The 21,662-nt window shown below is 70.6% G+C and carries 31 protein-coding genes; 16 read left to right on the forward strand and 15 right to left on the reverse strand.

Annotation, left to right across the window (positions count from 1 at the left end):
- Positions 1-4: 4 nt before the first annotated feature.
- Entirely contained in the window at positions 5-466 is a 462-nt protein-coding gene (locus KPL59_RS31690; protein WP_043276228.1) for a pyridoxamine 5'-phosphate oxidase family protein, read from the reverse strand.
- Positions 467-578: 112 nt separating this feature from the next.
- Between KPL59_RS31690 and KPL59_RS31695 the strand changes: the two genes are divergently transcribed.
- A complete protein-coding gene (locus tag KPL59_RS31695; protein ID WP_226363015.1) occupies positions 579-1,799 on the forward strand; it encodes an acetyl-CoA C-acetyltransferase in 1,221 nt (406 codons plus the stop codon).
- 64 nt (positions 1,800-1,863) lie between these two features.
- On the opposite strand, the gene KPL59_RS31700 is transcribed toward KPL59_RS31695, so the two are convergent.
- The 3 genes from KPL59_RS31700 to KPL59_RS31710 all read right to left on the reverse strand — a co-directional run bounded on the left by KPL59_RS31700 (position 1,864) and on the right by KPL59_RS31710 (position 3,744).
- Positions 1,864-2,304 carry a hypothetical protein gene (locus KPL59_RS31700; RefSeq protein WP_226363016.1) on the reverse strand — a complete coding sequence of 147 codons (441 nt, stop codon included), beginning with the start codon at positions 2,302-2,304 and terminating at the stop codon, positions 1,864-1,866.
- Between the two features lie 145 nt (positions 2,305-2,449).
- Complete coding sequence (locus tag KPL59_RS31705; protein ID WP_226363017.1) at positions 2,450-3,271, reverse strand: Bax inhibitor-1/YccA family protein; 822 nt, start codon at positions 3,269-3,271, stop codon at positions 2,450-2,452.
- A gap of 155 nt (positions 3,272-3,426) precedes the next feature.
- Positions 3,427-3,744 carry a hypothetical protein gene (locus KPL59_RS31710; protein WP_226363018.1) on the reverse strand — a complete coding sequence of 106 codons (318 nt, stop codon included), beginning with the start codon at positions 3,742-3,744 and terminating at the stop codon, positions 3,427-3,429.
- Between the two features lie 192 nt (positions 3,745-3,936).
- Here KPL59_RS31710 and KPL59_RS31715 point away from each other — a divergent pair, with 192 nt between their 5' ends.
- Positions 3,937-4,161 carry a hypothetical protein gene (locus KPL59_RS31715; RefSeq protein ID WP_020621950.1) on the forward strand — a complete coding sequence of 75 codons (225 nt, stop codon included), beginning with the start codon at positions 3,937-3,939 and terminating at the stop codon, positions 4,159-4,161.
- 25 nt (positions 4,162-4,186) lie between these two features.
- Here KPL59_RS31715 and KPL59_RS31720 read toward each other — a convergent pair whose 3' ends face one another.
- Positions 4,187-4,405 (reverse strand): hypothetical protein, encoded by a 219-nt coding sequence (locus KPL59_RS31720; RefSeq protein ID WP_226352458.1) that lies wholly within the window; start codon positions 4,403-4,405, stop codon positions 4,187-4,189.
- A gap of 256 nt (positions 4,406-4,661) precedes the next feature.
- On the opposite strand from KPL59_RS31720, the gene KPL59_RS31725 reads away from it, so the two are divergent.
- Complete coding sequence (locus KPL59_RS31725; RefSeq protein ID WP_060713255.1) at positions 4,662-4,907, forward strand: DUF397 domain-containing protein; 246 nt, start codon at positions 4,662-4,664, stop codon at positions 4,905-4,907.
- 7 nt (positions 4,908-4,914) lie between these two features.
- Here KPL59_RS31725 and KPL59_RS31730 read toward each other — a convergent pair whose 3' ends face one another.
- Positions 4,915-5,964, reverse strand: a complete 1,050-nt coding sequence (locus KPL59_RS31730; RefSeq protein WP_226363019.1) for a nitronate monooxygenase family protein — start codon at positions 5,962-5,964, stop codon at positions 4,915-4,917.
- 103 nt (positions 5,965-6,067) lie between these two features.
- Here KPL59_RS31730 and prcB point away from each other — a divergent pair, with 103 nt between their 5' ends.
- Complete coding sequence (gene prcB / locus KPL59_RS31735) at positions 6,068-6,859, forward strand: proteasome subunit beta (protein WP_226363020.1); 792 nt, start codon at positions 6,068-6,070, stop codon at positions 6,857-6,859.
- Between the two features lie 10 nt (positions 6,860-6,869).
- On the opposite strand, the gene KPL59_RS31740 is transcribed toward prcB, so the two are convergent.
- The gene (locus KPL59_RS31740; protein ID WP_226352455.1) at positions 6,870-7,427 is read right to left on the reverse strand and encodes a GrpB family protein; all 558 of its coding nucleotides are present in this window, start codon (positions 7,425-7,427) and stop codon (positions 6,870-6,872) included.
- 29 nt (positions 7,428-7,456) lie between these two features.
- Here KPL59_RS31740 and KPL59_RS31745 point away from each other — a divergent pair, with 29 nt between their 5' ends.
- A complete protein-coding gene (locus KPL59_RS31745) occupies positions 7,457-7,810 on the forward strand; it encodes a VOC family protein (RefSeq protein WP_075308286.1) in 354 nt (117 codons plus the stop codon).
- 5 nt (positions 7,811-7,815) lie between these two features.
- Here the strand turns inward: KPL59_RS31745 and KPL59_RS31750 are convergent, their stop codons facing one another.
- Positions 7,816-8,022: a hypothetical protein gene (locus tag KPL59_RS31750; protein WP_226352454.1), complete on the reverse strand. Its 207-nt coding sequence runs from the start codon at positions 8,020-8,022 to the stop codon at positions 7,816-7,818.
- 83 nt (positions 8,023-8,105) lie between these two features.
- Here KPL59_RS31750 and KPL59_RS31755 point away from each other — a divergent pair, with 83 nt between their 5' ends.
- From KPL59_RS31755 to KPL59_RS31765, 3 genes are all read left to right on the forward strand, one after another.
- Entirely contained in the window at positions 8,106-8,705 is a 600-nt protein-coding gene (locus KPL59_RS31755; protein WP_226352453.1) for a TetR/AcrR family transcriptional regulator, read from the forward strand.
- Between the two features lie 8 nt (positions 8,706-8,713).
- Positions 8,714-9,208 carry a hypothetical protein gene (locus KPL59_RS31760; RefSeq protein ID WP_226352452.1) on the forward strand — a complete coding sequence of 165 codons (495 nt, stop codon included), beginning with the start codon at positions 8,714-8,716 and terminating at the stop codon, positions 9,206-9,208.
- 82 nt (positions 9,209-9,290) lie between these two features.
- Positions 9,291-9,824, forward strand: coding sequence for a putative immunity protein (locus tag KPL59_RS31765; protein WP_308187989.1), 534 nt, complete (start codon positions 9,291-9,293; stop codon positions 9,822-9,824).
- Positions 9,825-9,853: 29 nt separating this feature from the next.
- Here KPL59_RS31765 and KPL59_RS31770 read toward each other — a convergent pair whose 3' ends face one another.
- The 3 genes from KPL59_RS31770 to KPL59_RS31780 all read right to left on the reverse strand — a co-directional run bounded on the left by KPL59_RS31770 (position 9,854) and on the right by KPL59_RS31780 (position 12,062).
- A complete protein-coding gene (locus tag KPL59_RS31770; RefSeq protein ID WP_226352451.1) occupies positions 9,854-10,663 on the reverse strand; it encodes an alpha/beta fold hydrolase in 810 nt (269 codons plus the stop codon).
- A 200-nt stretch (positions 10,664-10,863) separates the two neighbouring features.
- Positions 10,864-11,418: a dihydrofolate reductase family protein gene (locus KPL59_RS31775; protein ID WP_226352450.1), complete on the reverse strand. Its 555-nt coding sequence runs from the start codon at positions 11,416-11,418 to the stop codon at positions 10,864-10,866.
- A gap of 5 nt (positions 11,419-11,423) precedes the next feature.
- Positions 11,424-12,062: a dihydrofolate reductase family protein gene (locus tag KPL59_RS31780; RefSeq protein WP_226363021.1), complete on the reverse strand. Its 639-nt coding sequence runs from the start codon at positions 12,060-12,062 to the stop codon at positions 11,424-11,426.
- Positions 12,063-12,323: 261 nt separating this feature from the next.
- Between KPL59_RS31780 and KPL59_RS31785 the strand changes: the two genes are divergently transcribed.
- Positions 12,324-13,079, forward strand: a complete 756-nt coding sequence (locus KPL59_RS31785) for a methyltransferase domain-containing protein (RefSeq protein WP_226363022.1) — start codon at positions 12,324-12,326, stop codon at positions 13,077-13,079.
- Between the two features lie 733 nt (positions 13,080-13,812).
- Here KPL59_RS31785 and KPL59_RS31790 read toward each other — a convergent pair.
- The gene (locus tag KPL59_RS31790) at positions 13,813-14,595 is read right to left on the reverse strand and encodes a methylenetetrahydrofolate reductase (RefSeq protein ID WP_226363023.1); all 783 of its coding nucleotides are present in this window, start codon (positions 14,593-14,595) and stop codon (positions 13,813-13,815) included.
- An 89-nt stretch (positions 14,596-14,684) separates the two neighbouring features.
- Here KPL59_RS31790 and KPL59_RS31795 point away from each other — a divergent pair, with 89 nt between their 5' ends.
- Positions 14,685-15,266 carry a DinB family protein gene (locus KPL59_RS31795; protein WP_226352460.1) on the forward strand — a complete coding sequence of 194 codons (582 nt, stop codon included), beginning with the start codon at positions 14,685-14,687 and terminating at the stop codon, positions 15,264-15,266.
- A 197-nt stretch (positions 15,267-15,463) separates the two neighbouring features.
- Here the strand turns inward: KPL59_RS31795 and KPL59_RS31800 are convergent, their stop codons facing one another.
- Complete coding sequence (locus tag KPL59_RS31800) at positions 15,464-16,192, reverse strand: phosphotransferase (RefSeq protein WP_226363024.1); 729 nt, start codon at positions 16,190-16,192, stop codon at positions 15,464-15,466.
- Positions 16,193-16,495: 303 nt separating this feature from the next.
- Between KPL59_RS31800 and KPL59_RS31805 the strand changes: the two genes are divergently transcribed.
- Positions 16,496-16,636 (forward strand): hypothetical protein, encoded by a 141-nt coding sequence (locus KPL59_RS31805; protein WP_226352445.1) that lies wholly within the window; start codon positions 16,496-16,498, stop codon positions 16,634-16,636.
- A 31-nt stretch (positions 16,637-16,667) separates the two neighbouring features.
- Here KPL59_RS31805 and KPL59_RS31810 read toward each other — a convergent pair whose 3' ends face one another.
- Positions 16,668-17,312 carry a VOC family protein gene (locus KPL59_RS31810; protein WP_226363025.1) on the reverse strand — a complete coding sequence of 215 codons (645 nt, stop codon included), beginning with the start codon at positions 17,310-17,312 and terminating at the stop codon, positions 16,668-16,670.
- Between the two features lie 225 nt (positions 17,313-17,537).
- Here KPL59_RS31810 and KPL59_RS31815 point away from each other — a divergent pair, with 225 nt between their 5' ends.
- The 5 genes from KPL59_RS31815 to KPL59_RS31835 all read left to right on the forward strand — a co-directional run bounded on the left by KPL59_RS31815 (position 17,538) and on the right by KPL59_RS31835 (position 20,867).
- A complete protein-coding gene (locus tag KPL59_RS31815) occupies positions 17,538-17,954 on the forward strand; it encodes a hypothetical protein (RefSeq protein WP_226363097.1) in 417 nt (138 codons plus the stop codon).
- Complete coding sequence (locus tag KPL59_RS37895) at positions 17,872-18,264, forward strand: recombinase family protein (RefSeq protein WP_374111691.1); 393 nt, start codon at positions 17,872-17,874, stop codon at positions 18,262-18,264. Before KPL59_RS31815 ends, KPL59_RS37895 begins: the two co-directional genes overlap by 83 nt.
- Positions 18,227-18,469, forward strand: coding sequence for a hypothetical protein (locus KPL59_RS31825; protein ID WP_226359636.1), 243 nt, complete (start codon positions 18,227-18,229; stop codon positions 18,467-18,469). Before KPL59_RS37895 ends, KPL59_RS31825 begins: the two co-directional genes overlap by 38 nt.
- A gap of 1,079 nt (positions 18,470-19,548) precedes the next feature.
- Entirely contained in the window at positions 19,549-20,241 is a 693-nt protein-coding gene (locus tag KPL59_RS37900) for a zinc ribbon domain-containing protein (protein WP_226359788.1), read from the forward strand.
- Positions 20,242-20,309: 68 nt separating this feature from the next.
- The gene (locus tag KPL59_RS31835) at positions 20,310-20,867 is read left to right on the forward strand and encodes a DUF2268 domain-containing protein (protein WP_374111687.1); all 558 of its coding nucleotides are present in this window, start codon (positions 20,310-20,312) and stop codon (positions 20,865-20,867) included.
- A gap of 115 nt (positions 20,868-20,982) precedes the next feature.
- Here KPL59_RS31835 and KPL59_RS37905 read toward each other — a convergent pair whose 3' ends face one another.
- Positions 20,983-21,372, reverse strand: coding sequence for a pyridoxamine 5'-phosphate oxidase family protein (locus KPL59_RS37905; RefSeq protein ID WP_226352442.1), 390 nt, complete (start codon positions 21,370-21,372; stop codon positions 20,983-20,985).
- Positions 21,373-21,662: the final 290 nt, after the last annotated feature.

Genomic DNA, 21,662 nt, shown 5'->3' on the forward strand with positions numbered 1-21,662 from the left:
CCGTTCACTCGCGCGAGACCTCGTGCATCCCGCCTGCCGGGGTCCACCACCGGACCACGAGACGGTTCCGCGCGTCGTTCAGCCCGGTCCAGACGACCTCGGTCAGGTCGACGCGGAACGCGTCGCCGGTGACCGGCCCGGAGAGCGGGCCCTGCAGCACCGCCCGGCCCGACACCTTCAGGTCACCGTCGCCGAGATCCCCGCCAGACTGGTCGGCAGGCGCGGCGTGCAGCGCGAACCGCGGGTCCCGCCGCAGGTCGGAGCCCTTCCGGGCGCCCGGCATCGATCCGAAGGAGAGCTCGGTGTCACCGGCCGCGTCGTCCAGCACCACCTCGATCCCGGAGACGCGCGGTGACCCGTCGGCCCGCAGCGTCGCGATCACGAGCGCGATCCCCCGCCGCAGGATCCGCTCGGACAGCTCGGCGAACGCGGGCTCGGCCCGCCGGAAGTCTCCCCACGTCGTCATGGACGAGAGCATGCCGCGCACCCCTGACGGTTTCGTCACGCCGTCTCCCGATCATCGGTTACCGGCAAGTAGGGTCGATGGGAGTGGTACCTGCGATGGAGGAGGACGTCCCATGCCCGAAGCCGTGATCGTCGCCGCGGCCCGGTCCCCGATCGGCCGCGCCAACAAGGGCTCCCTCGCCGGGATGCGCCCGGACGACCTGACCGTGCAGATGATCCGCGCCGCCCTCGGCCAGGTCCCGCAGCTGGACCCGGCCGAGATCGACGACCTGATGCTCGGCTGCGGCCTGCCCGGCGGCGAGCAGGGCAACAACCTGGCCCGGATCGTCGCGATCCAGCTCGGCTACGACTCGCTGCCCGGCACCACCATCACCCGGTACTGCTCGTCGTCGCTGCAGACGACCCGGATGGCGCTGCACGCGATCAAGGCGGGCGAGGGCGACGTCTTCGTCTCCGCCGGCGTCGAGACCGTCTCGCGCTTCTCCCGCGGCACGTCGGACTCCTGGCCGGACACGCACAACCCGCTGTTCGCCGACGCGGAGGCCCGTACCGCCGAGACCGCGGAGAAGGGCGCCGAGACCTGGACCGACCCCCGCGACCAGAACCTGCTGCCCGACGCCTACATCGCGATGGGGCAGACGGCGGAGAACCTGGCCCGGTACAAGGACGTGTCCCGCGAGGACATGGACCGCTTCGCGGTGCAGTCGCAGAACCGCGCCGAGCAGGCCATCGCCGACGGATTCTTCGCCCGTGAGATCACCCCGGTGACGCTGCCCGACGGCACGGTCGTCGACACCGACGACGGCCCGCGTCCGGGCACCACCTACGACAAGATCTCGCAGCTCAAGCCGGTCTTCCGTCCGGACGGGCGGATCACCGCGGGCAACGCCTGTCCGCTCAACGACGGCGCCGCCGCCCTGGTGATCATGTCCGACACCAAGGCCGAGCAGCTCGGGGTCACCCCGCTCGCACGGGTCGTGTCCACCGGCGTCACCGGGCTCTCGCCGGAGATCATGGGCTACGGCCCGGTCGAGGCGTCGCAGCAGGCACTGCGGCGCGCGGGACTCACGATCGACGACATCGACCTCGTCGAGATCAACGAGGCGTTCGCCGCCCAGGTCCTGCCCAGTGCGCGCGACCTCGGCATCGACGAGGCGAAGCTGAACGTGCACGGCGGCGCGATCGCGCTGGGCCACCCGTTCGGCATGACCGGCGCCCGGATCACCACGACCCTGATGAACGGTCTGCGCAGCACCGGCGGCCGCTACGGGCTGGAGACGATGTGCGTCGGCGGCGGCCAGGGCATGGCGCTGGTGATCGAGAACCTCGCCTGATCCCACGGCGTCCTCAGGACGGGCCGGCCCGACCCGCGCGGGCCGGCCCGTCCGCGCGACGAGGTCAGGCCGCGTGGCCGGGCGGGTCGATGCGCACACCCGTGATCTCGATCGCGGCCTCGGTCCGCAACCGGGCGAACTCCCGGTCGGCGTCGAGCGCGCCCTGGGTGCCACCCGCCTCGACGTGGGCGCGCAGCGGCGGGTCCTCGACGCCGACGGCCCGGCAGACGTCGAGCAGCACGTCGTCGTACGCGGCCAGCAGCGCCAGCCGCCGGACCCGGGTGGCCTGCCGGGGCCCGCGGCGCAGCCGGTCGAGCCGGCGCAGGTCGGCGACGAGCCGTTCCAGTGGCGGCCCGATCGGGCGCGGCGTCGGACGGCCTCGCCGCGCGGCGGCCCGGCGCGCCAGCCGGGACAGATGCACCAGCAGTCCCACCAGCACCACGGGGCCGAAGGCGATGGCCAGGAAGACGGTGATCCCGGTGACGACCGGGTCGTTCCCGGGCACGGCACCGACGCTACGGCTCCCGGCTCCGCCCGACCACCCCCGACACGACGACGCCGCGGACACCGGAGGTGTCCGCGGCGCGCGCGACCGGAGGGGGCGATTCCGGCCGCACCCGGCCCTCACGGGCCGGGTCGTGGGTGACCGGTCAGTCCTGGCGCAGGTAGCTCAGCAGGCGCAGGATCTCGATGTAGAGCCAGACGATCGTGGTCATGAGGCCGAAGGCGAGGTACCAGGAGTACTTCGCCGGGACACCGGCCTTGACCGCGTTGTCCGCGGCGTCGAAGTCCATCAGCAGGCTGAACGCCGCCACACCGATCACGACGATGCTGAACAGGATGGCCAGCGGGCCGCCGTCACGGAGGCCGAAGCCGCCCTCCATGAAGAAGCTCGCGACCAGGTTGGCCAGCATGAGGACGACGACGCCGATCAGGGCGCCCATCATCCACTTGGTGAAGCGCGGCGTGACCCGGACGGCACCGGTCTTGTAGACGACCAGCATGCCGAAGAAGACACCGGCGGTGCCGATGACGGCCTGGATGCCGATCCCCTGCAGGGCCGGGCTCTGCTGCATCATCCCGGTGATGCCGCCGAGGGCGACCCCCATCGCGCCGGAGTAGATCAGTGTCAGCGGGGCGCTGGGCTTCTGCTTGAAGATGACGATCAGCGAGACGACCAGGCCGACGAGGAACGCCGGCAGGGCCAGGATGTAGAGCCCCGACATCACGGTCAGGATGCCGGCGACCAGCGCGAGACCCGCGCTGATCGCGGTCTTCTGGACGACGTCGTCGACCGTGATCGGGCGACCCGTCTCCTGCGTGGCCTGGGTCGGGTCGACGTAGGACGGCTGGGAGCCGGCCATGGCGGCGCCCCCGCCCATCATGCCGCCACCCGAGCGGTCGAACGTGGCGTAGCCGCCCTGCTGCTGTGTGGGCAGGTTGCGGAACGCCGGGTTGCTCGTGGAGCGCACCTGGATCCTCCTCGACGGACGTGTGCGGGGCCCACCTCTGGCAGGCCCTCACACGTGTGCAACGCCGAGGGAGAGCCGGGGGTTCCCGCTGGTAAAAGAAAATTTACCGCGTCCGGGGGTCCGGCGTCAGTCCTGTCCCCCACAACGGGCGGTGATCACCGCCCCGGGAGTCTCACCTGCGGGAACGTCGACGTCACCGGCAGCGGTTCGGCACGCACCGCCGGCATCTCGGGCGTGGTGTCGTCGTGCCGGTCGTCCACGGTGCCGAGGGAGTCGACGGTGTCGACGGAGTCGGCACGCCCGTCGGCCAGCGGCGCGTCACCACGCATCTCGGCGCGGATCAACGCCGGCCAGCGCCCGACCGAACCGAGCGCGGCCACCGCGGCGCGGCGTCCCGCCGGGCTGACCAGCACGGCGACCACGACGACCAACGCGACGGCGACGACCACGCCGCTGGAACCCGGAGCGAACACGGGCGTACCTCCTCGCAGAAGCGGGCGCCCGGCCGGGGGCAGCCGGACCCACCCTCGCGTCGTACAACGATCCTGTGGCGGGTCGGTCACGGGCCGTCACCGTGCAGCGGGCGGACCCGGGCGGGCCGCACTACTGTCGGCGCGTTCGCGACGGCGCCTCCGTCGCCCCTCCAGTGAAAGGACGGTCCGGATATGTGGGCCCTGCTCTCCCGGCACCTGCGCGTGTGGCTGCTGCTGGCGGTCGGTGCACCGCTGCTGGCCTGGCTCCTGGGCAAGATCGGCGACGCCGTCGAGCGCCGCCGCGGCCCCAACACCCTGACCAAGCTGATCCGTTCGGGCCGCCGCTACCTGGAGCGGCGCAGCCGGGGACCGCTGCGCCGCCACGAGCAGACCGACCCCGAGCGGCTCGCCCGCTGACGACTCCCGCGCCGGCGCCGCAGGCTCAGGCCGGCAGCAACCGGCGCAGACCCCAGCCGCGCCGGCGGGCGGGGCGCCGCCGCGGTGCCTCGTCCGCCGGGGGCGTCGGGTCGAGCTGTCCGCAGCGGCCGCACGGCACCCCGGCGACGTCGATCAGCGGGGCCGGGGACACCAGGTGGCCGCACAGCGCCGCGTAGCGGCCGGTCCGCACCGAGTGCGGCGCACAGAGTTCTGCGTCGGTCACCTTGTGTGCACGACCGTCGAGAACCGACGTCAGCGTCAGGACATCGGGGCAGCCGGCGTCGTTCGTCCGTCCGGCGGTCACGACGACGCCCACACGACGGCAGATCCGTGCGTCGACCGGCGCATTTCTCTGGCCCCCTCAGCGTGTCAGTTGTTCCATCGTCACGGATCACACTTGCGGATGCAAGATCCCTTCCACAGTCTTTCGACACTCTCCGCAGTCAAACGGACGCCGCGGACACATCCGGAGGTCCCCCATGTCCCACTCGAACGGCACGCGCGCAGCAGATCTCGGCCCGGTGACGTGGCGTCGCCCGGCCGGCGGGGCCGCCGAGGGGCAGAACGTGGAGTTCGCCGTCCTCGACGACGGCCAGGTCGCCGTCCGCAACGCCCGCGACCCCGAGGGCCCGGTCCTCGTCTACACCCCGGCCGAGATCTCCGCGTTCGTCGACGGCGCCAAGAAGGGCGAGTTCGACGACATGGTCGACCCCTTCCGCGACTGAGCCGGGCTCACGGCAGCAGCGGGTCCGCCTCGCGCCACAGCCGGGCGACCACCTCGGACGCGGGGTCGGTCGTCGCGCGTCCGGCGGCCTGGCCCGCCCAGTGGTTCACCCGGTCGACCGCGCCGGGCTCACCCGCGCGGTAGCGGGCCACCAGGCGTCGCTGGTGGGGGTAGGGCGCCGGCGCCGGGGCGCCCGGCACGGTCCAGGCCCGGACGAAGTCGGTGGCGATGCCGCGGGCCAGCCGGCCGGTGTAGGCGCGGGTGGTCGTCGTACCGGTGGGGTCCAGGCCGTCGAGCCGGGCGGACCAGCCGTCGTCGATCCCGGCCTCGGGACTGCGCAGCAGTGCCGTCCCCACCTGCACCGCGCTCGCGCCGAGGGTGAGCGCGGCGGCCAGGGCCCGGCCGTCGCCGATCGCCCCGGCGGCGACCACCGGGACATCGACGGCGTCGGCCACCCACGGGACGAGCGCGAGCAGCCCGACCGAGACCGCCTCGGCGTCGGCGGGATCGGTGGTGCCACGGTGCCCGCCCGCCTCCATCCCCTGCGCGACGACGGCGTCGGCCCCCGCCCGCTCCGCCGCGAGGGCCTCGGCGCGGGTCGTGACCGTCGCGAACCAGGCGCAGCCCGCACCGTGCACCGCGGCGACCTGCTCGGCCGTGAGCAGCCCCATGATCGTCGAGACGACGGCCGGCCGGGCCGCCAGGACGGCGGCGAGCTGGTCGGAGAACGCCGGTCCGGGGCCGCCGGGCGGAGCCGGCGCACCGCCCAGGGAGTCGAGATAGGCGGTCTGGAGGCCCACGTCGTCGTCGGTGGGCGGGTCGGGGATCCACAGGTTGAGCTGGAACGGAGCGGTCCCGGCGAGGACGCGGAAGCGGGCGGCCCAGTCGGCGATCGCCTCCGGGGTGTCGTTGACGACGCCCGCCGCACCCATACCGCCCGCCGCGGCCACCGCGGCCGCCAGCTCCGGCGGGCAGGCCCCGGCCATCGGGGCCTCCAGGACCGGGACCCGCAGCCCGTGGCGTGTGCAGAAGGACTCGGCCCGGCTCCGTGCGCTCACCGTCGCGAGTGTGCCACTGCACCGCGGGTGGGCCGGGGCGGCGCGGACAGGAAGGATCGGACCCCGACCCCGTCCCGCAGTGCGAAGGAGCCCGCTCCCCCTCATGACCGGACCCTCGTTCCTCGAGCAGCTGCGTGCGCACGCCCCCGAGCTGCTGCCCTCGCGTCTCCCGCGTGACCCCGCCCAGCGGGTCCCCGCCGACATGGACGTCCCGCACGGCACCACGATCATCGCGCTGACCTGGGCCGACGGGGTGCTGCTGGCCGGCGACCGGCGAGCGACCTCCGGCAACCTGATCGCGCAGAAGGACCTGGTGAAGGTCGCCGGCATCGACGACACCTCCGCCGCCGGGTTCGCCGGGTCGGTCGGTCACGCGTTGCAGATGCTGACGATGTTCGCGGCCGAGGTGGAGCAGTACGAGAAGATCGAGGGCGCCCCGATCAGCCAGGACGGCAAGATCCGCAGGCTGTCGAGCATCGTGCGGGAGAACCTGGGCGCGGCGATGCAGGGCTTCGTCGCGCTGCCGCTGTTCGTCGGCTACGACCCGACCGACCCCGACCCGGCCCGCATCGTCACCTACGACCCGACCGGCAGCGTCAAGCGCGCCCGGTCCGGCTACGTCGGCATCGGGTCCGGCTCGCAGTTCGCCGAGGCGTCGCTGAAGAAGCGGCACGACCCGGGCGTCGACCGGGCCGGCGCGATCGCGCTCGCGGTCAACGCGCTGTGGGACGCCGCCGACGACGACACCGCCACCGCGGGGCCCGACCTCACCCGCGCGATCTTCCCGAACCTGATCACGGTGACCGCCGACGGCGTCGAGGAGATCGGCGTCGACGAGGTCCGGGCCGCGACCGAGCGGATGCTCGCCGAGCGGGCGGAGCGCCCCGGCGGCTGAGCCGACCGGGTCAGGGCCGGGGCGGGCCACCGGCCCGGCCGATGATCTCCTCGACGACCGGGCCCTTGGCGTCGGCGTAGAGGTTCATGTCGGCCCACTCTCGACCGGCGAGCCCGCGCTTGTGCGCCTCGTAGCGCGCCCGCTCGTCGTCGTGGGCGCGGAGCCGGTCGCGGAACACCAGGTAGCGGGTGATCTCCGGGCTGCCCCGCGGGTAGCAGTGCAGGTTCACGGGCAGGTCCCCGACGGCGCCGCGCAGGCAGCGGTGCCCGGGCTCGCGCACCCGCAGGTCGTAGCCGTCGGCGAGCAGGTCGGGCAGGTAGGCCGGCTCGTCGTCGGGGTCGTCGAGCGCCACGACGATGTCGATCACGGGCTTCGCCGCGAGCCCGGGCACCGAGGTGGAGCCGATGTGCTCGATGCGGTGCGCACGCTCCCCCAGCGTCGCGCGCAGGCGGGCCGCCGCCGCGTCGAAGGCCGCGGGCCAGGCCGGGTCGGGCTCGGCGAGCTCGACGACGACCGGACGCATCCCGTGCACGAGTGCCCGGTTCAGCTCGTCGTGGCGACTGGTCACGGCGCCGAGCATGCGGGCAGACTGCCTCGGTGTCCACGCTGCGCTCGGTCGCCCCGGTCTTCGCCACCACCGATCTCGACCGGTGGCTGGACCACTACCGGGCGCTCGGGTTCACCGTCGAGCGCTACGACGACGGCTACGGCTTCGCCGCCCTCGGCGGTGTGGAGCTGCACGTCTCGGTGCTGCCCGACCACGACCCGGCCCGCACCGCGGGCTGCGCCTACCTGCACGTCGACGACGCCGACGCACTGCACGCCCGCTGGTCGGCCGTGGCCGGCGGCCGCGAGGTGGCCCCGGTCGACACCCCCTACGGGCTGCGCGAGGGCGCGCACCACGACCCGGACAACAACCTGCTGCGCTACGGCTCGCCGCTGCAGGACTGACGCGCTCAGCCCGCTCTCTCCCGCCGGTCCAGCGCGACGACCACGACCCCGGTGACCACGAGCACGACCGCCGGGTAGGCCCACGGCAGCGCCGGTGCGTCGCCGAGCAGGACCGTCCACAGGCCGATCCCGCCGGTGATCAGGTACTGCAGCAACGGGATCGCTCCGAGGAGCACCCCGAGGATCCCGGCGATGTTCTGTGCTGTCCTCACATGCCCTCCCCTGTAGCAATGCACTCGCATTGCAACAGCCCCACCAGGTCTTGTCAATGCGACCGCATTGCTACGATGGCGTCGTGCCCCGTTCCGTCGACCACGACGCCCGACGCTCCGAGATCGCCGACGCCGTGCTCGCGCTCGTCGCGCGGTCGGGCACCGAGGCGGTCTCGCTGCGCTCGGTCGCAGCCGAGGCGGGCATCTCGATGGGCCGCGTGCAGCACTACTTCGCCAGCAAGGACGCGCTGCTGCTGCACGCCCTGGACCGGTCGCACCGGCAGATGGAGGAACGGATCGAGGCCAGGGCCCGGGCCGTGGGCGGCGGGGAACGGACCGTCCTCGCGACGATCCTCGACGAGCTGCTCGGCGAGCACCCGCGGACCCGCGACGCGCTGCGCATCCACGCCGCCTTCGCCACCCGCGAGGTCGACGAGCGGGCGCGGGCGATCCTCACCGACGGCGACGACGAGATCCGCGCTCTCGCCGTCCGGGTCGTCGCCGACGCCGGATCGGCCGATCCGGACACCGACGCGCACGCGCTGCTCGCCCTGACCTCGGGGCTCAGCACCGAGGTCGCGCTGCACGGCGCTCCCGTCGACCGCGCCCGGCGCACCCTGACCGCGATGCTCGACCGGCTCGCCCCCGCCACGGCGCGCGCACCGGCCGACGACCCGGAATGATCCGAGCGGTGCGACCCTGGTTCCCGCTCCTCGTCGGCTCGGTGTTCTACGCGTTCGCCCTGGTGTGGGCGGCCGGGGAGCTGCCGGAGGACGGGGTGCCGCTGCACTTCGACCCCGCGGGCGTGCCGACCGCGTTCGGCACCCGCGCCGGGTTCCTGGCGCTCGGCACGCTGTTCGGGCTGCTCGTCGCCGGGATCGGGGCGGGGCTCTACCGCCTGGTCACGACGGGGTCGCTGGCGCGGGTGTCGGTGCCGCACCGCGACTACTGGACGGCGCCACAGCGGGTCGGGAGGCTGCGCCACATGCTCGCCGAGGACATGGGACGGACCTTCGGCGGGACGCTGCTGCTGCTCGCCGCCGTCCCGGTGGCGGCGGTGTACGCCACCCGCAGCGACCCGCCGCGGCTGCCGGTCGGGCCGGTCTGGGTGGTGCTCGTCCTGCTGGTCGTCGGGATCGTCGGGTACTGCGTGTACCTGGGGCGTTACCGGTACCGGCCGGTCTGAACGGGCACGCGCCGGCGACGGGCCGCCGCCGGGTGCGCAGGCAGTCCTGGCGCAGACGCGCCCGCTGCGGGAAGGTGCCGGGGTGGCACGGATCGGACCGGGGGACGTCGCCCTCACCATGGCCGACCTGCGGGTCGTGACCCGGTTCGCCGCGGAGTGCGCCGCCGAGGTCCTGCCCCTGTTCGACGCCCCGGACGACACCCGCCCCCGCGCGGCGCTCGACGCGGCACGGGCCTTCGTCGACGGCGCCGAGCGGTCCCGGCTGCAGCGGGTGACCGCCGTCGACGCGGCGCGGGCGGCGAAGGACGCCCGCACCCCGGCCGGCAGGCACGCCGCGCTGGCCGCCGCCGACGCCGCCGCGTCCGCCTACCTGCACCCACTGGCGAAGGCCACCCAGGTCGGCCACATCCTGCGGGCGGCCGCGCACGCCGCCCACGCCGTCGAGCTGGCCGACGGCGACGCTCCCCGCAGCGGGGATGCGCAGCTCGACCGGGCCCGGCGGCGCGCCACCCCGGAGCTGGTCGACGTCCTGCGCCGCTACCCGCGCGCGGCTCCCGGTCGCAGCCGGGTCGCCGCGCTGACGACCGCACTGGACGACGCGCTGCGCGACCGATGAGTCCGGGGCCCCACGGCGACGCCTGACGATCACGCCCCGCGGGCCACCCCCGCGAGCACCGCCTTCGCGAACGCCTCCGGCTGCTCGATGTGCAGAAGGTGCCCGGCGCCGTCGACGATCTCGGTCTGCAGTCCGGGGACGACCGCGGCGACGCGCCGGTGCAGGGCGGCGTACCACCCGATGCTCCGCCCGCCGAGCAACCAGGTCACCGGGACCGGGATCCGGGCGAGCCGTGCGGTCGGGACGTGCTCCATCATCAGCCCGTAGGGGTGGACGCCCAGCTCGGCGAGGACGCTCGGCGCGTTCGCGTACAGCTCCCCCTTCGCCTCGGGCGGGAGCGGGTCGAAGCCGTTGCCGCCGTCGGCCCAGCCCGCCGCCCAGCGGAAGAAGGCCGCCGCCGCCTCCGGTCGACGTCCGCGGGCCTGGTCGACCTTCGCGCGGGCGAGCGCCGCGAGCAGCGACGGCGTCGCCCCGCGCAGCCCGTGCCATGGCGCCTCGGCGACCACCAGCGACCGGAACAGCTCGGGCCGCTCCACGGCACAGGCGAGCGCGGTGTTGCCACCGGAGCTCCAGCCGAGCACGTGCACGGGCGCGCCGACGTGCTCGATCACCGCGGCCAGGTCGGCGACGTGGACGCGGTAGTCGCGCACCGGCGGGTGGGTCGAGCGGCCGTAACCGCGACGGTCGTAGGCGAGGACCCGGTGGCCGCCCGCGGCGAGGTCGTGCACCGTCCCGCCCCAGGACGACGCCTGCGCCCCTGTCCCGTGCACGAGCACGAGTGGCGCGCCGCTGCCGTACTCGTCGCAGGCCAGGGTCGTGCCGTGCACCGGGATCCGCATCGTCGCGCCCTCCGTCGTCCATCCGCCGCGGAAACACTACAGACAACCGACGTGGCGTCGCGTATCTGTCGACGACAGGTCCGAGTGCGGATCTCCGGCGTCCGGATCAGGGCATCCGGTCGGCGATCGCCACGAGCCGGATCCGCGCGACGGCGTCCGGCCGCCCGGCGACCACGCCCGGGGTCGCGCGCCGACCGGGGTCAGCGGACGCGCTCGTAGCGCAGGTGCACGGTCCCGCCGTCGAACACGCGTTGCTCGACCAACCGCAGCCGCAGGTCCGCACCGGGCGGGAGGAACGGCTTCCCGCCGCCGAGGACGACCGGCACCACCCGCGGGCGGAACTCGTCGATCAGGTCCAGCAACGACGCCGCCAGCCCCGGCCCGCCGACGGCCAGCTCGCCGTCGCTCTCCGCCTTCAGCCGGGACACCTCGTCCAGCGCGCCGGCTCGGCGGACGAGGCGGCACCCGGGCGCGACCGAGGTCAGCGAGTCGGAGAACACGACCCGCGGGATGGCGGTGTAGAGCTGGGCGAACTCCGCCTCCACCGGATGCCCGTCGGCCCGCTCGGGGGCGGTCCAGAAGTCCTCCATGATCTCGTAGAGCCCACGGCCGAACAGGAACACCGACGTCGCGCGGGTCTGGTCGTTGGACAGGCGGTGCACCTCCTCGTCGGGGTCGCCGAAGGCGATGCTGCCCATGGGGTCCTCGACGAAGCCGTCGAGGGACATGCTCATGGAGTAGGTGACCAGGCCCATGGGTGTCAGCCCTTCCGGTTCCAGAACTGGTGGATGCGCCCGCTCGGCGAGGCGACCGACTCGACGGTGAACCGGTCCTCGACACCGATCAGCCCCTCCCACGGGGACACCCCACGGCCGAGGACGATCGGCAGGATCACCACGTGCATGACGTCGACCAGGTCGGCGTCGAGGAACTGCCGGATCGTCGAGGGTCCCCCGCCGAGCCGGACGTCCAGCTCGCCCGCGGCCGCACGCGCGACCGTCAGCACCTCCTGCGCCGACCCGTCGACGAAGTGGAAGCTCGTGCCGTTCACGAACTCGATCGACGGCCGCGGATGGTGGGTCATCACGAACACCGGGGCGTGGAACGGGGGCTCGTCGTCCCACCAGCCCTGCCAGCCGTCGTCGGTCCAGGGGCCGGTCTGCGGGCCGAACTTGCGCCGCCCCATGATCTCGGCGCCGATCCCCTGGGCCCACGTGCTGGTCAGGGCGCGGTCCAGGGTGACGGGGGCGTCCACACCGCCGATCCCGTGGATGAACCGCCCGTCGAAGCCGGCGAAGAGCGCCCCGGCGTCGCCGATCGGGGCGTCGAGGCTCACGTGGTGGCCGGCGGCGTAGCCGTCGAGGGAGACGAACAGGTTGTGCACCCGGGTGCGGGACATGGGGGCTCCTCGGTGGACGTGGCTCAGATGGTCGACCGGCGGGGGCGGCGGAACTCATCGGTCGACGCGGGTCCGGTTGCCTGCCGGCGTCGCCCTCCCGAACCCTCGCGACGACGCGGACCGCCGAGTGCCGGATCCACACTGGCGACATCGCGAACGTCCTGGGCACGACCATGCACGGCGGCGACCGGATGACGCGCCCCTTCCCCGTCGACGCCGTCAGCGCGATGCTGGACCCGATCACACGGGAGGCGGTCGGCGATGAGCACGGACCCCTACGCCAATCTCGGGACCGGCTACTCCCTGCAGCGTCGCACCGACCCGCACATCGACCGCCGTATCCGGGAGGCGTTGCGTGGGTGCGGTCGTGTCGTCGACGTCGGTGCGGGCGCCGGTTCCTACGAGCAACCCGGCACCGTGCTGGCGATCGACCCGTCCGCCACGATGCTCGCCCAGCGACCCGCCGGCGCCGCGCCCGCGGTGCTCGCGGCGGCCGAGGCCCTGCCCCTCCGGGACGACGCGGCCGACGCGGCGCTGGCGGTACTCACCACCCACCACTGGCGGGACCCGGCGGCAGGCGTCGCCGAGCTCGTCCGCATCGCGCGGCGGCAGGTCGTCCTGACCTGGGACCCGGTGCTGTTCGCACGCACCTTCTGGCTGGTGGCGGAGTACCTCCCCGAGATCGGTCACCGGGAACGGCACCTGGCCTGCCTGGACACGGTCACCCGGCTTCTCCGGCGGCACGGCACCACGATCGAGATCGTTCCCGTCCCGGTGCCCGCCGACTGCGTCGACGGTCTGCTCGCCGCGCACTGGAAGCGTCCGCGCGCGTACCTCGACCCTGCAGTCCGCGCAGCGGCCTCGGGACTTGCCGGCCTCCCCCTCGACGTCGTCGGGCCCGCGATGGCCCGACTCGCCGACGACCTCGACACGGGACGGTGGCAGGAACGCCACACCGACCTCGACGGGCTGGAGCACCTCGACGTGGGCTACCGGCTCGTCGTCTCGTCCCGCTGAGCGGGCAGCCGGGCCCTGCCGACGCTTCTGTGTCCCGGCGCCCGAGCCCGACCGGCCTACCGGACCGCCGGGGTGACACCGACCTGTCCGTCCTGGGCCGGCGTCGCCGACCGGAGCAGGACATCGCCGACGCGGTCACGTACAAGCCGGGCCGCTCCGGAGCTCACATCCGAGCGACGCTGCGACGTACTGCTACCGGGCGGTCCCCGGTACAGCCACCGGGTGATGGTCACCTCGAAGAGGGCACGAGGTCCTGTGCCGTCGTCGACCTCGACGTCCCACTCGTACCTCCGGTCGAACAACGCGACGACGCCGGCCGGGAAACCGCGCGTCGGGGACGTCGGGCCGTCGCATCCAGCTCGTCCATCCCCGGAGTATCGCGACAGCAGGCACCGACCGGTCCCCCGGCGTGGATCGCGGCCGGGGCGCTCGGGACACGCTCGTCGTGGTGACCGGGGCCGGCGTGGCGCAGCCACCGCGTGGCGACGCCGCAGGCCGGGCGGCCGCCGCGGCGATCTACCACCTGACCAACGACGGACTCAGCCTGACGATCCCCGAGCAGCACCCCGTGTGGTGTGCGGATCTACACGACCCGCCGCTTCGGGTGTCCGCGGTCCAGCCGGGGAACTGGTCCGGCCCGGTCGGCAGCACGCTCGGCCAGCAGCCGTTCCTGGACGGCCAGACCGTGCGCGAGGAACAGCCCGACTCACGGGGCTTCGTCACGCTCGGCCGGTCACCGTCGCTCGCGCTCCAGGCGGGCGGCCACCTCACGGAACCGGCTGACCGGGACGAGATGCACCCCGGCGAAGGCTCCCGTGTCGCGCAGGGCCCGGATCTGCTCACACGCCGCGTCGACCCCCGCGGCCGGCTCGTCCGAGACCCGGTGGACGAGCTCGTCGGGAATGTCGATGTCCGGGATCGACGCCCGCAGCCTGGTCGCCATTCCGGCGCTCGCGAGGACCATCACACCGGCGTAGACGGGCAGGTCCGTCGGGTTGGCCTCGCGCCACCGCAGGAACGCCTCCACCGAGTAGCCGACCTGGACGAACACGAAGTCGGCCGTCTGCTTCCAGGCCGCCATCCGACGACGGTGGCCGGCCGTCACGCCGAGGCGGAAGGGCGCGACCCCCGCGAACGCATCCTGACCGGTCGCCGCACGCGCTTCCTCGATCATGGTCCGCACGGTCAGCTCGCCGGTGCGATCTCCGACCGACGGCTTGTCCCCCTGGACGAACAGGAACTGGTCCACGCCGTAGGCGGCGGCGGTCAGGAGATCCCGGCGGAAGCCCAACAGGTTGCGGTCACGGGAGTTCACGCAGGCGATGCTGGCCCCGCCCATCGCCCGGACCTCGTTGGCCACCGCGATGCTGGACACCGTGGCCCGTCCGATGTGGTTGTCGGGGATCAGGAACGCATCCGACACCGGAGTCAGGACGCCGATCTGGTGGCGGGCGTGCGTCAGGTCGGGCCTGGTCGGCGGCTCGATCTCGCAGATGATGCGGAATCCGTCGGTCACGGTCCGAGGGTAGAGACCCTGTGGCCGGAACCGGCCGGGTCGAGGCACAGCGGGCCAAGCTGTCGGTGGCCCCTGTCAGCATCCCGAGCATGAGCAGCCCGAAGGACGATCTGGTCCGCTACCTCGACGAGGCGCGCAATGCCGTCGTGTGGAAGGTCGACGGGCTCGACGAGTACACCGCTCGCCGGCCGGCGACCGACACCGGCACCAATCTTCTCGGTCTGGTGAAGCACCTGACCAGCTGCGAGCTGACCTACTTCGCCCAGACCTTCGACCGCCCGACCAGGGACCTCGCCTACCTCGACACCTTCGCCCCGTGGGAGAACGAGGACATGTGGGCCCGGGCGGACGAGGACCGGGCAGACCTGGTCGAGCGCTACCGCCGCGTCTGTGCGCACTCGAACGACGTCGTCACCGAGCTGTCGCTGGACGACACGGGGCGTGTCCTTCACTGGCCCGAGGACCTGGCAACCGTGACGCTCCACCACATCCTCATCCGGATGATCGCGGAGACCAACCGTCATGCGGGCCAGGCGGACGTCATCCGTGAGGGCTTCGACGGCGCGACCGGGCATCAGGAAGGTTCGTCGTCGCTGCCTCCCGGGGACCGTGTGTGGTGGGAGCAGTACGTCAGCCGGATCGAGTCGGCGGCGCGGCAGGCTTCGCGGTAGTGGTCGCCGTCCAGCCTCGAGAAGTTGGCAACCCCCGCCAAACCCGCGGATCGCAGCGAGGTGATGGCAACAGAACGTCGAGCCCGGTTCGGGCTGGGAATGTCCGTCAGCGTGATCGGGGTCGCTGACGATCGATTCCGGCCCTCGTCGCGTCGCTTCTGTCCCGGATTCGTCGGATCGCGACGGATCCAGGAGGTCTAGCTGAGCTTCTGACGAAGTCGATCGAGGCGTCGGCGGGCGTAGGCGGGTTCACTGGCCCATCCGCAGGCAGCCTCCCACGCGTCGATCGCGTTGCTCGCGATGGCGGCACGGTGACCTCGCAGTGGCCCTCCGGGGATCTCGGCCAGGTCGAGGTCGGGGTGATCGACCCGCGATTCGTCCCAGTCGAGGAAGCCGACACGGCCGCCAGTCATCCGGACGTTGCCGGGGCCGGGGTCCCCGTGGATGACGCAGTCCGGGCCGGCCGAGAGTGCTACCCAGGCCTGCCGGCAGAGGTGGACGGCGTGATCGGGCATGGCCTCAAGGTCGACGTCTCCTCCGCGTGACTCTAGCTGGAGTTCCCGGGTCGACCGGAAGCCGGGGCGCTGGTTCGCCCACCCCGCAGTCAGTCGGTGCAGCCGCTCCAGCTCGGAAGCGACAAGGGCCCAGTCACCGTCCAGGGGCTCCCGCCCGTGCAGCCAGGTTTGCACTATCACGCCGCCCGCCGAGCGTCGGCCGTCCGCTGTGGGGACGGTGTGCGGCACGACGAACCCGTGGTGTTCCAGGAACTCCCGTAGATCGAGTTCCCAGTCCAGGGCCGGCGCTGTTCGCCTGGTGCGCCGCGCGACCAGGCGGTCCCGACCGCGCACCTCGTAGACATCGTTCCGATGGCCACCACCGAGTGGTGCAGTCACGCTGAGACCGGGCCACGGGCTGAGGTCGATCACGGCGCCAGCCTGCCGGACAGCAGGAGAACATGCCCCCTCACGACCGGCCCTTGGCTGCCGGAGCGCTCGACGACGGCGCCGGTGCCCGAGACGGGCGTCGTCACTGGAAGCGGTGCACCTCGGGTTTCCAAGCGGTGTCGAGTCCGGGCGGAGCCGTGCTTGTTCATCGCGACCGTGGCCAGGCAAGCTCTTATCTCGTAACCGCGTACGACATCGAGGTCTTCCCGATCGAACCGACTCGCTGGATCGCGGTCATCGAGGGTCCCCTCGGCACGTTCTCGACCGAGACCACGGCACCCCGAGTTGATCGTCGACGAGGTACTCAGCTCGATCCTGGAGATCTTCGATGACCCGACCCCGACGCTGCGCCTGGTCGACGAGAACGAGCGTCCATGGGCTGTCGAGGGCGCTGCCGCTCAGCTCGCCGAGCTCGATGGGCAATGAACGTCGGCGACGGGAGCTCCATCGGGAAGGCTCACTCTCGGCCCATTTCGGTACAGATGCAGACAGCGTTGTCGTCGGGATCTGCGAGCACGACGAAGGCCGGAGAACGACCGTCGTCGACAATGCGTCCACCCGCCGCCATCGCCGCAGCGATCCGCTCCTCGGCGACCTCCGGAGGGACGGTGACGTCGAGATGGAAGCGCTGCCGATCGCGGGCAGTCGAGTCCGTTGCCTGGAACCACAACGACGGGAACTCCTGGGCGGGATCGACAACGTCACCTCCCCCGTCGCGCCTGGAAAGAACCGCGGCCCAGAACGGTCGCACCGAGTCGGCGACGGGAGTGTCCAAAGCCAACTCCACCACCTGCACACGCTGTGGGCGCGCTACCAGACACCGGTCACGAGCGAGGAAACTGATCGACTCGGCCAGGAGGACGTCCTGCTGGGTGACCCCACCCACGTCGGTCGTGCGCAGCGCGATTCGGACGTGTCCGACACGCAGGTCCACATTGAGATGGTCATCGTCCGCACCGGCGGCCTGCGCAACCGCATCGATGAACGCTGCCCCGTCGCCGAACGAACGAGTGTCGAAGCGGGCGTGCAGCGCTCCCAGCAGCCACCGCCAGTCCGTCAGGTCGACCTCACGAACACCGAGACGGGCAGCCACCTCTTCCACAGGTCAACGGTAGGCGACCGAGTCGCGTACGTGCCACGCGCGCAAGCGGGTGGCGGTTCTACAGAGAGCTGCCAGACCGGCTCTGACCTGCGAGGCAGCCAGTACCCCACCCGCGGCCGCGTATCGCCCGTGAGCTGTGCCGAAAAGAGGTTCCTCCCCCATACGTCCGGTCTGCTGGTGATCTCATTTGCACCTCCACCCACTGGAGACAGCAGGGTCGGGCCCATGACTTTCACTGTGCTGAACACCGGGCCGGCGATGCGGGAGATCCTGCAGGCGGCCGAGCCGGACAGAGCCGAGCTGCTGCGTAGGGCGCTGGAACCGGCGGCCGGGATGTACAGCTATTTCCCCGGGAAGCCCGATCTGGTTCACATGCACACGATGGGCTCCGGCTTCCCCCTTGACCGCGATATCGACCTTTCCCTGGAAGGGCTTCGACGGCTGGAGGAAGCACGGGCCTGGGAGCGGATCGGCGAGGCTCATCGACTGTTGACAAAGTATCCGGTACTAGCTCATACTGCTTTAGATGCGTATAGCGCGAGCTGCCGAGTACATGGGCATGTCGGTGGTGGGTGTTCGGAAGGCTGCCCGAGAGGGTCGGCTGCCGTGTCGAGTTTCAGCCTCTGGTCAGCGTTTGTTTGATCGTGCTGATCTTGATGTCTTCCTTGGGCGCGAACCGATTCAGCCGGAAGCGGCGGAGCGGGTTGAGGCGTTGTATTGCCGTGTTTCTGGTTCGACGGGTCAGGAGTCGTCGTTGGCGAACCAGGAATCGGTGTTGCGGGAGACGTCCAGGGGGACAGTATTCCGAGTGTATCGTGATCGCGCGTCCGGTTTGCGAGAAAATCGGAAGGGGTTGACTCGGCTACTTGATGACGCCGCTGCTGGGCGGTTCACGGTAGTTCGCGTAGTGTGGCGTGACCGACTGGCTCGGTTTGGTGTCGCCTATAATTGAGCGGTATCTGGCGCAGGTCGGAGTTGCAGTTGAGACTGTTCATGCTCATGCGGACAAGTCGCTGCTTGAAGAGCTGATGGATGACTTCATGGCGTTACTTGCGTCCTTTTCTGGTCGGTTCTATCAGTTGCGGTCAAAGACGAATCAGAAACGACTGCTTGATGCCGCGCAGGCACGCCTGCAGGAGCAGGGACCTCCGACGTGACGGGTTGGCAGAAATCCAATGTATTGACGTCTTCAACGACATCTCGAGCTTCACGAGCAGTGTGTGAAGTGTCTGGTGCTGTCGTGTCGCGAGATGACTTGACGGAGCGGGTGCGTTGGCTGCTCGACATTGTGGAGGGCGCCGCACGCGATCTGCTCTCCGAGTTGTGGGTTCCGGAAACTTTTGACCGTATACATTCCGGTGTGGATGGGGGCGGCCGTCGATTGCCTGCGGCTGCAGCGGTAGTGGGGCAGCGTTGCGGATGGCGACCTCAGTTTCCGCAGGATATGTACGTTCCATCTCGTGTGATGCGGATCGTGACGGCACAGGTGATATCAACGTTGCGAACCTTGGCTTCTCGGGATGCCGCCATTGCAGCAGAGGTGTCCGGTGGTGCGTCAGACGGCACTGCGGGCCTCGGGGGTGCGTTCGCGAGGAATGTGCATAGGCAGATCGCTCGGTGGGTGCGCTTGCATCCCGGGGTCGATCCGGCAGGCTTGCGGATCACGACGCTCCAACCCGTTCCATCTGTCGCTCGCCGGGTCCGTCTCGGAGCCGTTGACGCCCAGCTGGCGACGCTTGTTACCAGTACGGCCACCGAGCTGACACTGCGGATCAAACTTCCTGTACGTCAACATCCAGATTCTCGGACCGATTGGCGTTGGGTTCAACTCGATATCCCGATTCCTCAACATTTACATCATCGGTCAATCACCGGATGGCATCTCCCCGAGGTGACCCTTGATCGGCGCGGGGCACTATTCCGTTTCGCTTTCGCTGAAACAGTGCCTCGGCCACCGACCGTTGCGGACGCAGCGTCTGCAGTCGGGGTTGATTGGTCACCTAAGGATATGGTCGTTGCGGCGACTGTAGTTCGTGACACTCAGAGCAACGCCATGTGCAGCGATTTTCGCGGGCGCCGTTTCGATGACCATGGACTCTCCGTCAAGTTAGCTCGACTTCAGCGACAAGGACAGTTCCTCCGCCGTAAAATCGCTCGCCTTGAACAGCTTATTCCTCAAGCCTCGATACCCACGCGACAGCGCCTTGAGGGGAAGATGTCTGCGCTGCAGGCAGAAATGCTCTCCTGTGGGCAGAAACGGGCACGCATCAATCGAGATTTAGCTTATCTGGCCGCGCAGTATGTCACGGTAATCGCCCGAGCCTCCGGTGCATCGATCATTGCACTGGAAGATCTTGCCACTCTAGAGGCCCGAGGGTTGGGTAAAGATGTCAACAACACAGTAGCTCAATCAGCGCGTCGCGTCGCCGCAAACGCGATCGAACACATCGCGACCCGCGATGGTCTCACTGTCGTGGATGTCCCACCCCGAGGAACATCGGCAAATTGCCCAACATGTGATAACCTCGTTAGTCGACCAGGGGGATACCACAGCGCAGCATGCGCCACGTGCATGTTTACGGTCAATCGAGATGACGTCGGCGCGGTGAACACTGCGAAACGCGCATTAGCTGCCGAGCGGGTTACGCGGCGCCGAGGATCTCAGCGTCAACGGGTAACCCGGCAACAACACAGGCCAGTCATCCGGTGCCGGGATAAAACAACTCCCACTCCCAAGCGACGGCGACACCGCAGAGTTCGCCGCACTACACCAGCCACAACGCCGACGATCACCCGCGCTGAAGCGTCGCCGCGGGGCACGGACCAGAAGAAGCAAGTCACCCTGACCTGCCGAAACACCCGTGTGACTACCGATCACTCACACCGACAGACATCCACTCGGGTGTCCATAAGTGTCAGAGATCCGTAGACGCCCTGCGAGAGGCGACCAAGGTTCTGGAGCGGGCCAACCCCGGGGTCCAGGTTCCCGACGCGACGGTGCTCCTGGTCGTGGGCGACCCGACTAACGAGTTCTTCCAGACCACCAGCTTGGGGATGAACGCGAACGGTTCGGTACCCGGCTACATCTACCTCAACGTCTGGCCGTCACTGGAGAACCTGGCCCGCCTGGAGGCCACCGCCGTGCACGAGTTGCACCACAATGTCCGGTACGCACCCGGCAACGTCGTGTGGGACCCGGCCACGGTCACCGTCGGCGAGTACGTGGTCTCCGAGGGCCTGGCGGACGCCTTCGCACGCGAGCTCTACGGCGAGGAACACGGCCGGACCCGGATCGGGGTGGCCGCGCTTGACGACGATGAGGCGATCGGTCGAGTTCTCACCGGGCTCGATGTCACCGGGATGCAGAACTTCACTGCCTGGGTGCTCGGGGATGCGCACGCAAAGAGATTCGGCGGTGAGCCGGTCGGGCTTCCGACGGGTGCAGGCTACGCAGCTGGGAACAAGCTCGTGGACGCCTATCTCGCGCAGACCGGTCGAGCGGCGTCGGAATGCCTGGTGACACCGGCTGCGGACGTCATCGCAGCAACGCTGTAGGAATCTGAAGCCTCTCGTTCACGCTTTCCTTCCGGGACCCTTCTAAGGGGAACCGCGCGCCCGCTGGTACCTGGGCATTAGTCGATCGAGGCTTCGACGCGTATTCGGTGCAGCCCTACTGAGCCGTCCCCCATAAAAGCCACCGAGTGGTCGTCACCTTGATGAGAGCGCGAGGACCTGAGCCGTCATCCGCCTCTACATCCCATCGGTACTTCTCACCGAACATCGCGACGACCTCAGGAGGGAACTCCGCGGCCACGACGGATGCGTCGCCCTCAGCCACGACAGGAGCGCGACCGCCGTCGAGGGCCACCGCGACGGCCGAGTGCACCCGGCAGTTCCGGGCTTTGGCCGACCCTGCGCGGCAACCGATCCACCAGACTCCGCCGTCGAAGATGAACCAGACCGGGGTGACATGAGGGGTCCGATCGGAGCGCACAGTCGTCAGCCACGCAATCTCAGCGTCGCGCAGTCGACGTCGCACCAACGCGTCGATGTCATCCATCGGACGAGTATTCCGTTACCGGGCCGACGGATTCACAGTCCGCTGACGAAAATCCCCCTGAACTGCGATTTCGTTGTCCGTGTGCCATCCACGTCCGAGTATCGTCCGCATCGGGTCGCAACACCTGCTCGACCGAGAAGGATGCGGGACTCGGTCCCGAGCGCAAGAGGAGGCGATCATGTCGCCCGACAGCGCAGACGAAGACACGCCGGCGCCCCGTCCATCCCCGGCGTCTCGATCGAGGAGCTGGCCCGACGCAAGGCGTGCACCCCGTTGAGTCCCTCGATGAC

It is taken from the genome of Pseudonocardia sp. ICBG1142 (genome assembly GCF_020496255.1).
In the GTDB taxonomy this organism is placed as follows: Bacteria; Actinomycetota; Actinomycetes; order Mycobacteriales; family Pseudonocardiaceae; genus Pseudonocardia.